The sequence below is a fragment of the Streptomyces sp. CNT360 genome, assembly GCF_000424785.1.
This window is the reverse complement of the sequence record NZ_AUKO01000020.1, coordinates 117,885-132,785: the sequence shown is the minus strand read 5'-3', so window position 1 is coordinate 132,785 and position 14,901 is coordinate 117,885. Positions and strand designations below refer to the sequence as shown.

Below are 14,901 nucleotides of genomic sequence, written 5' to 3'. Positions count from 1 at the left end.
CGAGGGCACGGACGTCACGGACGCCACGTACGAGGGTGCCGACGCGGGCCCCGCGGGGCCGCCGGGCTCCGACGGAACGTCGACGGCCGGTGCCGCGTCGGCCGCCCGCACCCCGTCCGCCTCGGCCGCAACGGTGACTGCGGCCTCACCGACCGGCCGGGGCACCACCGGGCCGCTGCGGACGGGCTCCTGTGCCGCGCCGTCGGCCTCTCCGCCGCCTCGCCGGGCCGGGGCGCTGTCCGCATCTCCCGCGACTCCACAGGTGCGAGGGGTGCCGGAGGGTGCGGCGGTGCCCGGCGTGGGCGCTGTCCCGGATGCGGGGCCGGATGCGGTGCTGCTGTCCGTGCTGTCGGCGGTCATCGTGCTCCCGCCGACGCCGAGGTGGTGTTGCCGGCCGGGGACCGCCGCTCACGCAGGATGTCGTGGTAGAGGCCGAGCACGGCGGCTGCCGTGTCCCGTACGTCGAACGTGGCCCGCACGTGTTTGCCGGCCGCCTCCGCCAACTCGGCGCGCAGCGGGGCGTCGAGCGCGAGACGGGTGACCGCGTCGGCGAGCGCGGTGGTGTCGCCGGGAGGGACGAGACAGGCGATCTCCTGGCCCGGGGGCAGCATCTCGCGTGAGCCGTCCACGTCGGTGACGACCACCGGGCAGCCGCACGCCATCGCCTCCAGCGGCGTGAGGGCCATGCCTTCCCACCGGGAGGGCAGCACCAGCAGGTCGGCAGCCGCATACCAGTCGGCGACCCTGTCGCTCGCGCCCGCGAAGACCACGGAGTGCGGGGCGGCGCGGCGCAGCTCCTCCCGGTCGGGGCCGTCGCCCACGAGCACGAGCCGCGCCTCCGGGACGCGGGCGGCGACGTGTGACCAGGCTGCCAACAGCGCGCCCTGTCCCTTCTGTTCGCACAGCCGTCCCACGCACACCACCAGCGGGTCCGCCGCCCGGATACCGCGCAGTGCCACGAGCCGGGCCCGGGCCGCAGTCCGCCGGTCCGGGCAGCAGAGGTGGGCGGGGGCGGGGGCGAACCGGTCGAGGTCGACACCGTTGGGCACGACCGACCAGCGGGCGGCGACACCGGCCGCCGCACCGGTGTCCCGTTCGGCCTCGCTCACGCACAGCACCCGGTCCGCCCAGCGGGCCGCGTACCGCTCCCAGGAGCGGGCCAGCCGTGCGGTGCGGCCGGTGGCGGCCTCGAAGGACCACGCGTGCGGCTGGTAGAGGGTGGGCACCGTGCCACGCAGGGCGAGGCGCGCCGCGAGGCCGGCCTTGGCGCTGTGCGCGTGCACCAGGTCGGGGCGGACGGCGCGGACCAACTGTCGTACGGCGTACGTCTCCGCCGGGACGCGGACGCCCGGCTCACGGACGGCCGGCCAGTGCACGGCCCGCGCACCCGCCGCGGTCGCCTCCCGCTCCAGCGCGCCGCCCCGGGGGCAGCCGACGACGACCCGCGCTCCCGCACGGACCTGCGCCCGCGCGAGATCGGTGACGACGCGGGCCACGCCGCCCTCGACGGGCTGGGCGAGATGCAGGACGGTGACCCGCCTTCGTGGCTCGTGAGCCCGTGGCTCGGTGCACTGTGCCAGCAGTTTCGGCATGGACGACTCCGCCTCCCGAGATGAAGCAGAGTGACCTTGACAAAATCCGACTGGCGAACCCGGGCGGCACGCCGGTTATCTCCCGGTTTTCTCCGACTCGTCCCACGCGTGGCGGTGCAGACGCCCGCACACCCTCCTGAGCTCCTCGCCCATCGGACACGGCGCCCGAGCGGGGTGGACCGACGAGAGGGCGGGCGTGCCGTCGTGCGGGACTCCAGGGAGCCTGCCTTCTGGGGCCGTGCTGCTCACCGCGGTGCGCGCGGGCCCGTCCTACGCCCTAGCCGCCGCGGTCATGCCCAGGACTGTGGCGGCGCGGGGCACCGGTGCACGGTGACAGGAGCTGAGCCACGGCTCCCAGGTCACCTGCGGCCGAACCGCAGGGCGCGGGCCAGTACGTCCAGCGCCTCGTCCGCCCAGCCGATGACGTGCAGCCCCGAGGTGACGTTGGCAGGCGGGTGGTTGATCAGCGTGTCCCTGCGGACCAGCCGCTGGAAATCCACCCGCGGGTCGGGCCGCGGCTCGCCCCCGTACGGCGTACGGAACTCGACTCCGGCTGTCCGCATTACCTGCATCAGCTCCTGCGCGAGGATGCCGTAGGCCACGGTCGTCGGGTGGACGCCGTCGAGTGAGAACAGGCCGCCGTCGCTGCGCCGCTCCCCGTCGCTCAGCAGGAAACGCGAGTTGGGCACCGGGTCGAGCGCCCGCAGCTCGCGAGGCAGCGGATACGGGGTCCACCAGCTCGGCCGGGCCGCCTCGTCCTCGAAGTAGCGGCGGCAGGCCATGCGGTCCAGCAGGCCGGCCGTATCCAGCAGGTACCAGTCGTTCCCCGACCGCCGCGCCGCGCGGACCACCTGGGCCATCGCGTCGTTGTACTGGTCGATCGCCGCGTCCACCGCGCGCGCCTGCTCGCCCGTCAGATGCGGGTCCCGCCGCACGTCGAAGTCGCTGTCGCTGATCCAGGGCCGGGTGTAGTAGGGGAAGTAGCGCGAGCCCGGCTCCGCCTTGCTGTGCACACCCCGCGCGACGGGAGCGATGGTCACATGCGGGACCGCGCACCAGATGACGTGCCGTGCGCGGACCTCCCCGACCTCCTGGGCGAGTTGCCGCAGCTCGGCCGCGAAGTGCTCGGGCCGCCACACCGTGTACCTGCTCTTCTCACGCAGGTCGTCGTAGCCCTCCCCGCTCCAGGCGACCTTCAGCTCGATCACGGAGGAGAGGGCGTTGTTGGCACCGAGGAAGACGACGAGCGTCTCGATCCCGTGCTCCGGGTCGGGCTCGTGTCCGGTGCCGTGCCCCTGCCCCGGGATCCGCCCGTGCCGCTCCTCCCCGACCTGGTCACCCAGCACCCGTGCGGCCCCCACCTGGGTGAGGGCCCCGGCGGCGGGCGGCCGGGTGGGCAGGGCGCGCAGGGCGGCGCGCTCGCCCGGATTGCCGACCATCTGCTTGACGAGGTCGTCGCGCGGGGCGGCGATCATCTTGCGGCACACGTCCGCCGACTTCTCCAGCGCGTCGCGCAGGTCCCAGCCGAAGACGGCCAGGTTGTGGTTGACGGCCGTCGCCGTGGCCGGAGCACAACCGGCCCCGCGCTCCCAGTAGTCCTCCACCTTGTCCATGAAGCGGCGGGCCCGGAAGAGCGCCTCGGGCGTGTCCCACCAGTCGATGTCCTTGCCGCAGTGCTCCTCCAGCTCGCGCAGCAGCATCTCCAGGTTGAGCGGCAGCCCCCCGCACCCCTCGTAGACGGGCTGCCTGAACTGTGCCGACCAGCCCAGTTCGTGCGCGAGGATCGCAGGGTAGGACAGGTCGGTGCGGAAGACGGCGCAGCTTTGGAAGCCCTCCGTCAGGGAGTCGCCGATGGTCACCAGCCGGTTGCGGGGCTCGCCGCGGAAGGACGTGGCGACCGGGATGCCGAGGGTGGGGTCGGTGTAGGGCGCGCCCGGCTCGGACCGGCCGGCTGCGCGGGCCGTCCCCACGGGTGCGGATGCGGGTTGCTGTGCCGTCATGTCACGCCCCGATCTGCCGCCGCCGGGCGCCGCTTCACGTGGCTGCGCGCGCCGGCACGGCCGTGGTGGGTGAGTACGAGAACGAGTACCTGGAGGGGTACGGAGTCCTACCGCCGTCTTACCCACTGCGGAGCGTGATCCGACGGCGGCCTCGTGGCGGAACCGCGCACGGGCCGGGTTTCATCCCGCCGGGTCGGCCCGCACGGTCCCGGCCGCCAGCGCGCGGTCGATCTCCGCCTCGGACAGCCCGGCCTCCCGCAGCACCTCGCGGGTGTCGGCTCCGGGACGGCGCGGGGCCGACCGGACGCGGAAGGGGGTGCGGGTCAGCCCGACGGGGGTGCCGATGCCGCGGTAGCCGTCGTGTTCGACGACCATGCCGCGGTGGCGGACCTGCGGCGAGTCGAGCGCCTCGGCCACGTCGTGCACGGGGGAGGCGGAGACGCCTTCGTCCAGCAGGCGGGTGGCCAGCTCCGCGCGGGGCAGGCGGGCGAACCGCGGTGCGAGCCGCGCCCGCAGCGCCGTCACGTTGCGCACCCGGTCGGGGTTGGTGGCGAACCGCGCGTCCTCGGCCAGCTCCGGCTCGCCCAGCAACCGGGCCAGCGCGGCGAACTGCCGGTCGTTGCCGACGCCCACGAACAGGGGACCGTCGGCCGCCTCGAAGGAGTCGTACGGTGCGATCGTCGGATGGGCCGACCCGGTGCGCGGCCGGACCCGCCCGTCCGCGAGCCAGGTCGCCGAGTGCGGGTGGAGCAGGCCGACGGCGGTGTCCAGCAGCGTGCAGTCCACGAGCTGGCCGAGGCCCGAGGTGTTGCGTTCGTGCAGAGCGAGCAGCACACCGGAGAAGGCGAGGATGCCGGTGACCATGTCCACCACCGGCACCCCGACCCGCAGCGGGTCGCCGTCCGCCTCGCCGTTGACGCTCATCAGCCCGCCGTACGCCTGGAGCACCGCGTCGTACCCGGGCCGCCCGCCCATCGGGCCGTCCGTGCCGAAGCCGGTGACGCGGCAGTGGACGAGCGCCGGGAAGCGTGCGGCCAGCTCCTCGTCCGTCCAGCCCCACTTGGCGAGGGTGCCCGCCTTGAAGTTCTCCACCAGGACGTCGCTGGAGCGCAGCAGCCTCTCCAGCAGGGCCCGGCCCTCGGCGCCCGACAGGTCCAGGACCACGTTGCGCTTGTTGCGGTTGAGGTTGTGGTAGTACGCGCTGGCGCGGGCCGGGCCTGCCGTGTCGTCCCCGACGAACGGCGGGCCCCACCCGCGGGTCTCGTCCCCGCCGGGCGGCTCCACCTTGACGACCCGGGCGCCGTGGTCGGCCAGCATCTGCGTGCACAGCGGGCCGGCCAGCACCCGCGAGAGGTCCAGCACCCGCAGCCCGGCCAGTGCCCCGGCCCCCTCCTCCTCGCGCGCGGCGGCCATCAGTACGACCTCGGCAGGCCGAGCACATGGCTCGCGACGTAGTTGAGCACCATCTCCTGACTGATGGGCGCCAGCCGCAGCAGCCGTGCCTCCCGGAAGTACCGCTCCACGTGGTACTCACGGGCGTACCCCATGCCGCCGTGCGTCTGCACCGCCTGGTCGGCCGCCTGGAAACCCGCCTGGGCACACAGCCACTTGGCCATGTTCGCCTCCTTGCCGCAGTCCAGTCCGCGGTCGTACCGCCAGGCCGCCTGCCGTGCCATCAGTCCGGCCGCCTCCAGTCGCGTCGCCGCCTCGGCCAGCGGGAAGGCGACCCCCTGGTTCTGCCCGATGGGGCGGTCGAAGACGACACGCTCGTTCGCGTATCCCACCGCCGCCGTCAGCGCGGCCCGGCCGATGCCCAGCGCCTCGTGGGCCAGCAGGATCCGCTCGGGGTTCAGCCCGTCCAGCAGGTGCCGGAAGCCCTGCCCTTCCTCGCCGATCCGCCGTGCGGCGGGCACCCGCAGTCCGTCGAGGACGACCTCGTAGGAGGCGACCGCGTTCCGCCCCATCTTCGGGATGGGCCGCAGCTGCACCGCCGGCGAGTCCAGGTCCGCGAGGAACAGCGACATGCCGTCGGTGGGCCGGGCCACCTCCTCGCGCGGCGTGGTCCGGGCGATCACGACCATCATCTGCGACTGCCCCGCCTTGGTGATCCACACCTTGCGGCCGTGCAGGACGTAGTGGTCGCCCTCCCGCCGGGCAGTCGTGGAGATGCGTGTCGTGTCCGTTCCCGCGTCGGGTTCGGTGACGCCGAAGCACACGTGCAGGGAGCCGTCGGCCGCATGCGGCAGTATCTCGCTGCGCAGGCCAGGACTGCCGTGCTTGACCAGTGTGTTGAGGCCGAAGATCGTCAGGTGCATCGTGCTGCACCCGTTCATCCCGGCCCCGGAGGCCGCGACCTCTTCGAGCAGCAGCGAAGCCTCCAGGACGCCGAGCCCTCCGCCGCCGTACTCCTCGGGGATCGCCATGCCCAGCCAGCCGCCCTCGGCGAACGCCGCGTAGAACTCGTCCGGAAAGCGGCCCGCCTCGTCCACCTCGGACCAGTACGTGTCGGGGAAGCGCGCCGCGACCGCGCGCACGGCCTTCCGGACGGCTTCCTGATCCTCGCTGAGCTGGAAGTCCACGGTGCGGATGCCTGCCCTTCGTCCGGACCTCGCGGTGCCGGAGGGTTCGGATATGCGTCGCAGGAGGGGGAACATTCCGGATGCTAGGTGGGGTGTACGTGGTGGTCAATGGGTTCCTTCGGAGCGGAAAGACCATGGTGCGGTCGGGAGTTCGGCATTACGGTTCGTATATACGAACGGTGGTGGGGAGGCCGGAGATGACCGGGACGGGAGCCGGAGTTCAGGCGGGCAGCGATCCGGCAAGCGGTGGCGGAGCCGCACGCGGGGCGCGGGAGCACCGCACCGTGAGCCGGGTCACCGGCATCCTGGAGGCGGTGGCCCGCTGCGGGGGCGCCCGCATGCACGAGCTGGCGGAGGCGCTCGGGGCGCCGAAATCCTCCGTGTTCGGGCTCGTCAAGGGGCTCGTCGCCCAGGGGTACCTGAGCGAGGACGCCGGGATCTACCGGCTCGGCCCGGCCCTGGGCAGCCTGGTGCCGCCCGCCGCTCCGGACATCGTCGAGGCGGTGCGCCCCGTCCTGGCCGCCCTGCGCGACGAGTTCGGCGAGACCGCGATGCTGGGCACCGCCGTGGGACACTCCCTCGTCTACGTGGCCGCTGCCGAGTCACCGCGGCGCATCCGCTACTCCGCGCCCCTGCACACCCGCCGCCCCCTGTATCCGCCGAGCGCCGGAAAGGTCTTTCTCGCCCACCGCCAGGAGGGCGAGCAGGATGCGTACCTGACTGCGCTTCTCGCCGACCCCCGGGCACGGGAGCGCGCCCGCACCGAGCTGGCGACGGTCCGCGCGCAGGGTGTCGCCTTCAACCGCGGTGAGACCCTCCCCGACGTGAGCGCGGCCGCACGGCCCGTCCGGGTACGGGGCGCCCTGCGAGCGGTCCTCGCCGTCGCGGGCCCGACCGGCCGGATCGCCGAGCGCCTGCCGGCCGTCGCCGGGGCACTGGGCGAAGCGGTGCGCGAGGCGGCCGGCCGCCTCGCGCAGACGTGACCGACGAGGCCACCTGCGGCGCGGACATCCGAAACCAGGCCCGCGGGGCGCGGGCGCCTGGGGATGCGGCCCCCTCGGCGTGCGTCAGCCGGCAGCGGGCCCGTCAGTCGGTCCCGAGACCGTCGATCAGGCGCGCCAGGAACCGGGTGAAGGTGGCGTCGGGGCCGAGAGGGCGTCCGGGGGCGGAGAGGGCTTCGGCGAGTTCCGGGTGGTGGCCGTCCGCGGCGACAGCGGCGAGGTAGCGGCTCTCGGCCGCGGCCCGGTCCGGTGACCGTGAGACCGCAGTCTGCGCCAGTTCATGTGCGACATGGCCGGCCACGAACGCGGTGAGCTGGGCGAAGGCCTCCAGCTTGGCCGCACCGTCCAGTCCGGTGGGCCGCAGGACGGTGAGCACGTGTTCCAGGAAGGCCAGGGTGCGGGGGCCCGGCACGCGGTGGGTGGACAGGGCGGCGGGCAGCCAGGGGTGGCGGAGCATGTGGGCGCGTTGCAGGTGGGCCACGCCCTTCAGTTCGGCACGCCAGTCGCCGCTGGGTGGGTCCGTGACCGCGAGTTCCCCGCTGACGTGGTCGACCATCAGCTCCAGCAGCGTCTCCTTGTCGGGGGCGTAGCTGTAGAGCGACATGACGCCCGCGCCGACCTCGGCGGCCACCCGCCGCATGGAGACCACGTCGAGTCCTTCGGCGTCCGCCAGAGCGACGGCTGCCGCGACGATCGTCTCCCGGCTGAAGGAGGGCCTGCGGCCTCGGCGGGGCTCGGTGGGGCGCAGCCAGAGCTGCTCGGGATCGACGCCCACGGCACCGGGTTTGCTTGCGCCGGACACGGTCTCGCGCTCCTTCCCCTGGTCTCGGGTGGCTCCTGTCGGAGTCATCCAAGCATCCTCTATTCTCGTACGGTGTACGGAAACAGAGGAGGGGACGATGTCCGCACGCACGCCCGACGCCGCTGCCGAGCCTGCGCGGGTGCCACCCGCCGGGAAGCCGCCGCTGTCCTCCCGGATGATGAGGGCGACCTGGCGAGGCCTGCCGACGAAGCGGCACGAGGTCGGATATGAGCCGGGGGCGAGGGTTCCGGCTGCCGACGGCAGCCCGCTGCTCACCGACCACTACTTTCCGCGCGCCGAGGGCGACTTCCCCACCCTCCTGGTCCGCTCGCCCTACGGCCGGGGCCTGCCGTGGTCGCCCCAGTACGGCCTGCTCTTCGCCGAACAGGGCTTCCACGTGGTCCTGCAGAGCTGCCGCGGCACCGGCGGTTCGGGCGGCGTGTTCGACCTGTGGCGCAACGAGGCCGCCGACGGCCGGGCCGCGGTGGACTGGCTGCGCGAGCAACCCTGGTTCGACGGCACGCTGGGGACCGTCGGCCCCAGCTATCTGGGTTACGTGCAATGGGCCCTCGCCACGGATCCGCCGCCGGAGCTGAAGGCCATGGTGGTGCAGACAGGGCTGCACGATCCGTACGCACTGTTCCACGCAGACGGTGTGCTCCGCCTGGAGAACGCCCTTGCCGTCGGGATGGGCTTGACCTATCAGCACCAGGGCATCGTTCCGCTTCTCAGGGCGGCGGTGCGACTGCAACGCCGCCTGCGCGACGCCATCACCGCGCAGCCCTTGCGGGGCGCGTACGTGCCGGCACTCGGGTGCCGACTCCCGTGGCTCGACGAGGTGATGGCACACCCGGACGCCGACGACCCCTACTGGCACGGCGCGTCGTCCGCCGAGTCGGCGGAGCACCACCGCGTGCCCACGGCTTTGATCACCGGATGGCACGACGCACTGGCCGACCAGACCGTGGAGCAGTACACCCGGCTGGGCCGGGCCGGATGCGAGGCCGCCCTCCTCGTCGGCCCCTGGACGCACACCTCCGCCCTCCAGCGAGGATGGCCACAGGTGTTCACCGAGAGCCTCGCCTGGCTGCGTGCCCATCTGTGCGCCGATCCCTCCGGCCTGCGCCCGACCGCGGTGCGGGTGCACGCCGGCGGCGAGAACACCTGGCAGGACCTGGACCACTGGCCGCCGACCACGGCCGCCACCCCGTGGTACCCCGTCCCCGGTGGGCATCTCACCCGGCAGGCCCCCGCCGACTCCGTACCGGTGACGGCGTTCCGCTACGACCCGGCCGACCCCACCCCCTCCCTCGGCGGCCCCCTGCTCTCGCGCACCGCCGGCCCCAGGGACAACGGCACTCTGGAAGCCCGGGACGACGTCCTGACCTTCACCGGCCCACCGCTGACCGAGCCGCTGGACGTCCTGGGACCCGTCTCCGCGCGGTTGACCGTCTCCACGGACACCGGACATGCCGATGTCTTCACCCGGCTGTGCGACGTGGACCCGCACGGCCGCTCCGTCAACATCTGTGACGGGCTCGGCCGGCTCCGCACAGCCGGACAGATGCCTTCCCGGGTCACCGTGGCGATGAGCGCCACCGCCCACCGCTTCCGCGCCGGTCACCGCATACGCTGGCAGATCAGCGGGGGCGCCCACCCCCGCTACGCCCGCAACCCCGGCACCGGTGAGTCGCCGGTGGACGCCACCTCCTTCGCACCGGTGCACCTCACACTCCACACCGACTCGGCACTGGTACTTCCCGGCAGCACCGGCTTCGCATGAGCGTCGGCCCACCGGGGAACGGCCGCAGAACCGGGCCGGCCCGCGCGCGGCGGGCGAACCCCGAACGCCTCGGTGGAGCGGCTGCACACCATCCATCGCTCGGTCAACTCGCTTCCCTGGACCGGGAGTCTGCGGGATCATCTCTCGCGGCAGAACAGGACTGGACCACTCCCGCGACGGCGGAAGTGGAGTCTCCACGGGGAATGGGTGAGCCGCATGACCGAGATCCAGGCGACGCCGGGCACCGACGCACATGCCCAGCCCCGGCTTGCCGTCGCCGTGCATGTCGAGGCCGAACTTCTGCGACTGGGACTCCAGGCGATGCTGCCCGGCCTGGAGACCGTCGACCGTGCGGAGCAGTTCGGGCGCGCCGCAGCACTGGAACGCGCTCTGTCGGAGCACCGGTTCGACGTGCTGATCCTCTCCAGCGCGAACACGGCGTACGCCACACCCGGGCGGCTGCGTCACGCCCACTCCGGGCTGCGGACCCTCGTCGTCCTCGACCCGGCCGACGCCGAGTCGCACGGCGCGCTCGCCAAGCTGCCCGCCGACGGCTACCTGCTGCGCGAGGAGCTGACCGCCACCGCCCTCGACCGGGCCCTGCGGCAGCTCGCCGCCGACGAGATGCCGATGCCGCTGCGGCTCGGGCGCCGACTGCTCAGCCACGCGGGCGAGTCGGCACACCTGCTGCCGGCCCGCACCGTGCGGCTGACGGCCCGCGAGCACCAGGTGCTCGACCGGCTCGTCGCCGGCTTGAGCAACAAGCAGATCGCCCGCCATCTGCGGATCTCCGAACACGGTGTCAAGCGGCTGGTCAGCAGTGTGCTGCTGAAGCTCGACGCGGCGAACCGCACCGCGGCGGTCGTCACCGCGATCAAACTGGGCCTCATCGACTGAGCCCCTGTGCACCCGGCCCCGTCGGCCGGGGCCCCTGCGTGAGCCGGAACCGCCCTCCCTCGGGGGCGGTTCTGTGCTGTCCCGCCGTACGGCCCGGACGGGCGGTCCGGCAGGGCGCCCCGGCCGTGGGGGAGTACCGGGCCGTGACCACCGGGCCTGCCCGATCGGGCAGGCCCGGTGGTGCAGGGGGTGTGGGCGGTCTTCCGGGGCTGTCGGCGCACTGCGGCCGTATCGAGGATGAGTCGGCCAGCCCCCGCCGAGAGGACCGTCGAATGAGCTGGAGGCACCAGGACCCCGCCCTCCTCGCGGATGCCGCCGTCAGCAGCGTCGCCCTCGTCGCCGACCCGTTCGCACAGTCCGCGGCCCCCGGCTTCTGGGTCTGGTCGCGGGACACACACCGGGCGGTCACCGGCGCCGTCCTGGCCCTCCCGGACGAACGGCTCCGCACCCTGGCCGGAAGCGTCGGTGCACACCCCGCGGACGTTGCCGCCTGCCGCCGGTTGACGACCCTGCTGGCCGAGCGGCTGCGGCGGCACCGCGAGGAGCCGGAGACGGTGCACCTCGCCTCGCTGGTGTGGGAGGCGGAGACGTGCTCCCGGCTGCGGATGCAGACCGGCAGCGAGCGCCCCGCAGGGCTGGGGAGGCCCGGCGCGCGGGAGATCCTGCGCACCTGCCGCCCGCCGGCCGCGCCGAAGGGCCAGGTCGACGCGGCCCTGGTGGTCCCGTTCCGGGAGCGCGGCGGGGAGAGCGACCGCACCCGCAACCTGGCCGCGGTGCTGCACGCGCTCAACGACCAGAGCCACCCGCGGGACCGCTACCGCGTCGTGGTGGTGGAGGCCGACAGCGAGCCCCGCTGGGAGAGCGTGTTCGCCCCCTGGTGCGACGCCTACCTCTTCGCGGAGAACGCCGGGCCGTTCAACTACTCCTGGACCCTCAACGCGGGCGTCGTGCACGGCGCCAGGCCCGCCGACCTGATCTGCGTGCTGGAGGCCGACATCCTCGTCGACCACGGCTTCGTCGAGCGGGCCGTCCAACGGTTCCGGGTGCCGGGCACCCAGGCCCACTGGCCGTTCGAGGACCTGCTCTACCTGGACGAGGCCTCCAGCCACCAGGCCGTGACCGAGCGGTGCCTTGAGCGCCGGCCCACCGTGGGCAGGGACGCGCTGCGCGGCGTCTTCCTGCGGCGCACGCCGGGCGCCTGCGTGTGGCTGCGGGAGAGCCTCTTCACCCGGATCGGCGGCTACGACGAACGCTTCACCGCCGGCTGGGGCGGCGCCGACAACGACTTCGCCTGGCGGGCCGACCTGCACGGCGGGCTGGACCGCTACCGCGACCGCATGGTGCACCTGCACCATCCACGCGCCACCGACTGGTACGACGCCGAGGGTGCGGGGGCCACCGCGTACGAGACGTTTCCCTGGTGCACCTGGCCATCCGACTCCCGGATCGGCGACCTGGCGAAGTTCGGCTCCGAACAGCCCCTTGCGTCCCCTTCCCACTAGCGATTCCCGTCCCGTTCCGGCTCGTTCCTCCCGTGCCGCAAACCCTCCAGGAACAGGGGAAGACATCCATGGAACCTGTGGTCGGCATCGGCCCGGTCTCACGTACGACCGTCGACGCGGCACTCGCCGTCGCCCGGCGGACCCGCACACCGCTCATGCTCATCCCCAGCCGCCGCCAGGTGGACGCCGACGAGTTCGGCGGCGGCTACCTGGGCTGGACGACACGGCAGTTCGCCGACCACGTCCGTGCCCGCGACCCGCACGGGCTGACGCTGCTGTGCCGGGACCACGGCGGCCCCTGGATGCACACCGCCGAGGCGGACATCGCCGCACCGCACGAAGCGCTCGACTCCTGCGTGCGCTCCTTCACGGCCGACCTCGACGCCGGATTCGGACTCCTGCACATCGACACCTCCGAGGGGCGGCCCGGCACCGGACCCGTCCCCGCCCGGACGGCCGCCGCCCGGCTGGTGGAGCTGTACGCGCGCTGCCACGCGGAGGCGACGGCGCGGGGGAGCCGGGTGGCCTACGAGATCGGCTTCGAACCGCAGGACGTGTCCACCAACGACCCCGACGAGTTCAAGGCCGCACTACGGCTGGTCCTGGAGGGCATCGAGGCGGCCGGCGCGCCCCGGCCCCGCTACGTCGTCGCCCAGACCGGTACCAAGGTCGCCGAGCTGCGCAACGTCGGACGCTTCCACAACCCCGAGGCCCGCGCCGAGACGCTCCGCCAGGTGTCGACCCTGGCCGCGATCTGCCACCAGGAGGGCGTACGGCTCAAAGCGCACAACTGCGACTACCTCACCACCGAGGAGACGGTGTCGCTACTGCGCGCGGGTGTCGACGCGTTCAACGTCGCGCCCGAGTACGGCGTCTGCGAGACCCGCACCCTGCTGCGTGTCCTCGACGAGCTGGAGATGGACCGCGCCAAGGAGGAGTTCCTGCGCCTCGCCCACGACAGCGGCAAGTGGCGCAAGTGGATGCTCGACCCCACCGGCGCCACCGACACCGAGCGCGCCGTCGTCGCCGGACACTACGTCTTCGGCACGGAAGAAGGGCTGCGGATCCGCGCGGAGGCCGCGCACGCCCTGACGCGGCACGGCCGGCCCCCACTGGAGACGGTGCTGCGGGAGGCGGTCGCCGAGCGGATCGAGGCCGCGCTGCGCGCCGTCGCCCTCGCCTCGCGGGGAGCGGGAGCCGGTCGTGGTGACCCCGCCGTGCCCGCGGAGGCCGCCGGAGCCGAACGGTGAGCGCCGCCGCCCTGGAGGTGTTCGCGCCCGAGACGCTGCGGGAGGCCGTCGACCGCGTCCTGCGGGTGCCCGACGCGCACCGCACCTTCGGCAAGGACGCCGGCTTCGCCGAGGAGACCTGGGCCATCGGCCCCGACCTGCTCGACGCCCTCCTCGACCACGGGCTGCCGCACCGCGGCACGGGCGACGGGCGCCGCTTCGAACGCACCGACCTGCACAACATCAGCACCTACCTGCGGCTGCCCTCGCCCTACTTCCAGGCCCTCAGCCGCAAGGCCCAAGCCATGGACGAGGCCGCACGCCGCGGCGCGCCGCACCGTCACGAGCTGCGACTGAGCGCCGCGTGCGCGGGCGGGGAGGCGGGCCACCAGGGCGGCTGCGCCTTCGTACCGGTACCCGGCCTGGCGCGGTACGGCGAGCCCGACAGCCTGCGCGAGACCTCACCCGGTGTCTTCACCGTGCGGGCCCAGCTCCCGTCCGACACCCACGTGTTCGACGAGGACCGCGCCGAGTTGCTGTCCCTGGTGGCCGACTGGGAGCTGTACGTGCTGCCGGACGGGGTCATCCAGGACGAGGACTTCTCCCGCGCGACCCGGCTGGCCAACTGCCTCATCCCCACCCGGCTGCTGCTGCGGGAGGCGCAGCGGCGGGGCATCCGCGCCCGGCACGGGGCGGGCCTGCTGGTCGCGCCGCCGTTCACCACCCTGCACCACTGGGTGGAGTTCGAGATCGGCGGGGCGTGGTGGCCCGCCGACCCGGTGCTGCTGACGGCGTTCGCGCGCTGGGGAATGACCGACCCCGTCGCCTGGCCCTACAACCGCTCGGTCGCCGGCATCGTGTGGCACCTGCTGTCCCGGCCGCCCGAGGTGTTCTTTCCCGTCGTCCACGACCACGGCCGGCAGGCCCCCCTGCACATCTCCGCTTCCTGACCACCGCCCCACCGCCCCCCACTGCGCGACCCCTCTCACGGAAGGACCGACCGCCCATGGGCAGCCCCGCGACCGACGCCGTCTTCACCGCCATCAGCGAGCCCGAGGACGACACCGGCGCCCACCCCTCCCTGCCGCCCCGCGAAGTGGCGCCAGGGGTGCGGGTCATCGGCTTCGCCGACACCAAGAAGGTCGTCAAGCTGTGGGGCCAGGAGCGCTGGCTGCACGAGGAGGAGCCGGACGGCCCGTACGGCTTCAAGTTCATCCGCATCAAGGCGGGCCACCGCACCTCCCTCCAGTACCACGAGCACAAGCGGGAGAGCTACTTCATCCTGGAGGGCGAGGCGGTGATGCACTATCGGCGGACCCAGGACGGCGAGACGCTGCAACTGCCCATGCCCGCGGGGACGTTGGCCCATGTCGATCCGGGCGCCGTGCACCGGGTGGAGGGCGTCACCGACATCGTGCTGGTGGAGGTGTCCACCTACGACGACGGTTCGGACAACGTGCGGCTGGAGGACGACTACGGGCGCGGCGACGGCCGGATAGCGGAAGAGCACTGAGGG

Annotated in this window: 12 protein-coding genes; 7 read left to right on the top strand and 5 right to left on the bottom strand. The window is 73.5% G+C overall.

The genetic code is table 11. From position 1 onward, the window contains the following. Positions 1–356: 356 nt before the first annotated feature. The 4 genes from H297_RS0118565 to H297_RS0118550 form a co-directional block, all read right to left on the bottom strand. On the bottom strand, positions 357–1,592 hold the full coding sequence (locus H297_RS0118565; RefSeq protein ID WP_027738294.1) for a glycosyltransferase family 4 protein: 1,236 nt from the start codon (positions 1,590–1,592) through the stop codon (positions 357–359). Between the two features lie 359 nt (positions 1,593–1,951). Beyond that, positions 1,952–3,592: a hypothetical protein gene (locus tag H297_RS0118560; RefSeq protein WP_027738293.1), complete on the bottom strand. Its 1,641-nt coding sequence runs from the start codon at positions 3,590–3,592 to the stop codon at positions 1,952–1,954. A 180-nt stretch (positions 3,593–3,772) separates the two neighbouring features. Then, positions 3,773–5,005: a CoA transferase gene (locus tag H297_RS0118555; RefSeq protein ID WP_037794629.1), complete on the bottom strand. Its 1,233-nt coding sequence runs from the start codon at positions 5,003–5,005 to the stop codon at positions 3,773–3,775. Beyond that, positions 5,005–6,171, bottom strand: coding sequence for an acyl-CoA dehydrogenase family protein (locus H297_RS0118550; RefSeq protein ID WP_027738291.1), 1,167 nt, complete (start codon positions 6,169–6,171; stop codon positions 5,005–5,007). The genes H297_RS0118555 and H297_RS0118550 overlap by 1 nt, the downstream gene beginning before the upstream one ends. Positions 6,172–6,368: 197 nt before the next feature. On the opposite strand from H297_RS0118550, the gene H297_RS0118545 reads away from it, so the two are divergent. Next, positions 6,369–7,154 (top strand): IclR family transcriptional regulator, encoded by a 786-nt coding sequence (locus H297_RS0118545; protein ID WP_078514270.1) that lies wholly within the window; start codon positions 6,369–6,371, stop codon positions 7,152–7,154. A gap of 103 nt (positions 7,155–7,257) precedes the next feature. On the opposite strand, the gene H297_RS0118540 is transcribed toward H297_RS0118545, so the two are convergent. Further along, on the bottom strand, positions 7,258–7,974 hold the full coding sequence (locus H297_RS0118540; RefSeq protein WP_027738289.1) for a TetR/AcrR family transcriptional regulator C-terminal domain-containing protein: 717 nt from the start codon (positions 7,972–7,974) through the stop codon (positions 7,258–7,260). 97 nt (positions 7,975–8,071) lie between these two features. Between H297_RS0118540 and H297_RS0118535 the strand changes: the two genes are divergently transcribed. The 6 genes from H297_RS0118535 to H297_RS0118510 all read left to right on the top strand — a co-directional run bounded on the left by H297_RS0118535 (position 8,072) and on the right by H297_RS0118510 (position 14,898). Further along, positions 8,072–9,757, top strand: a complete 1,686-nt coding sequence (locus H297_RS0118535) for a CocE/NonD family hydrolase (RefSeq protein WP_027738288.1) — start codon at positions 8,072–8,074, stop codon at positions 9,755–9,757. A gap of 216 nt (positions 9,758–9,973) precedes the next feature. Next, on the top strand, positions 9,974–10,654 hold the full coding sequence (locus H297_RS0118530) for a response regulator transcription factor (RefSeq protein ID WP_027738287.1): 681 nt from the start codon (positions 9,974–9,976) through the stop codon (positions 10,652–10,654). Positions 10,655–10,926: 272 nt separating this feature from the next. Further along, a complete protein-coding gene (locus H297_RS0118525; protein WP_027738286.1) occupies positions 10,927–12,156 on the top strand; it encodes a galactosyltransferase-related protein in 1,230 nt (409 codons plus the stop codon). Positions 12,157–12,224: 68 nt separating this feature from the next. Further along, entirely contained in the window at positions 12,225–13,406 is a 1,182-nt protein-coding gene (locus H297_RS37060; RefSeq protein ID WP_051351962.1) for a class II D-tagatose-bisphosphate aldolase non-catalytic subunit, read from the top strand. Then, positions 13,403–14,335, top strand: a complete 933-nt coding sequence (locus H297_RS0118515; RefSeq protein ID WP_027738285.1) for a hypothetical protein — start codon at positions 13,403–13,405, stop codon at positions 14,333–14,335. Before H297_RS37060 ends, H297_RS0118515 begins: the two co-directional genes overlap by 4 nt. A 56-nt stretch (positions 14,336–14,391) precedes the next feature. Next, complete coding sequence (locus tag H297_RS0118510) at positions 14,392–14,898, top strand: cupin domain-containing protein (protein ID WP_027738284.1); 507 nt, start codon at positions 14,392–14,394, stop codon at positions 14,896–14,898. The last annotated feature ends 3 nt before the right edge of the window (positions 14,899–14,901 follow it).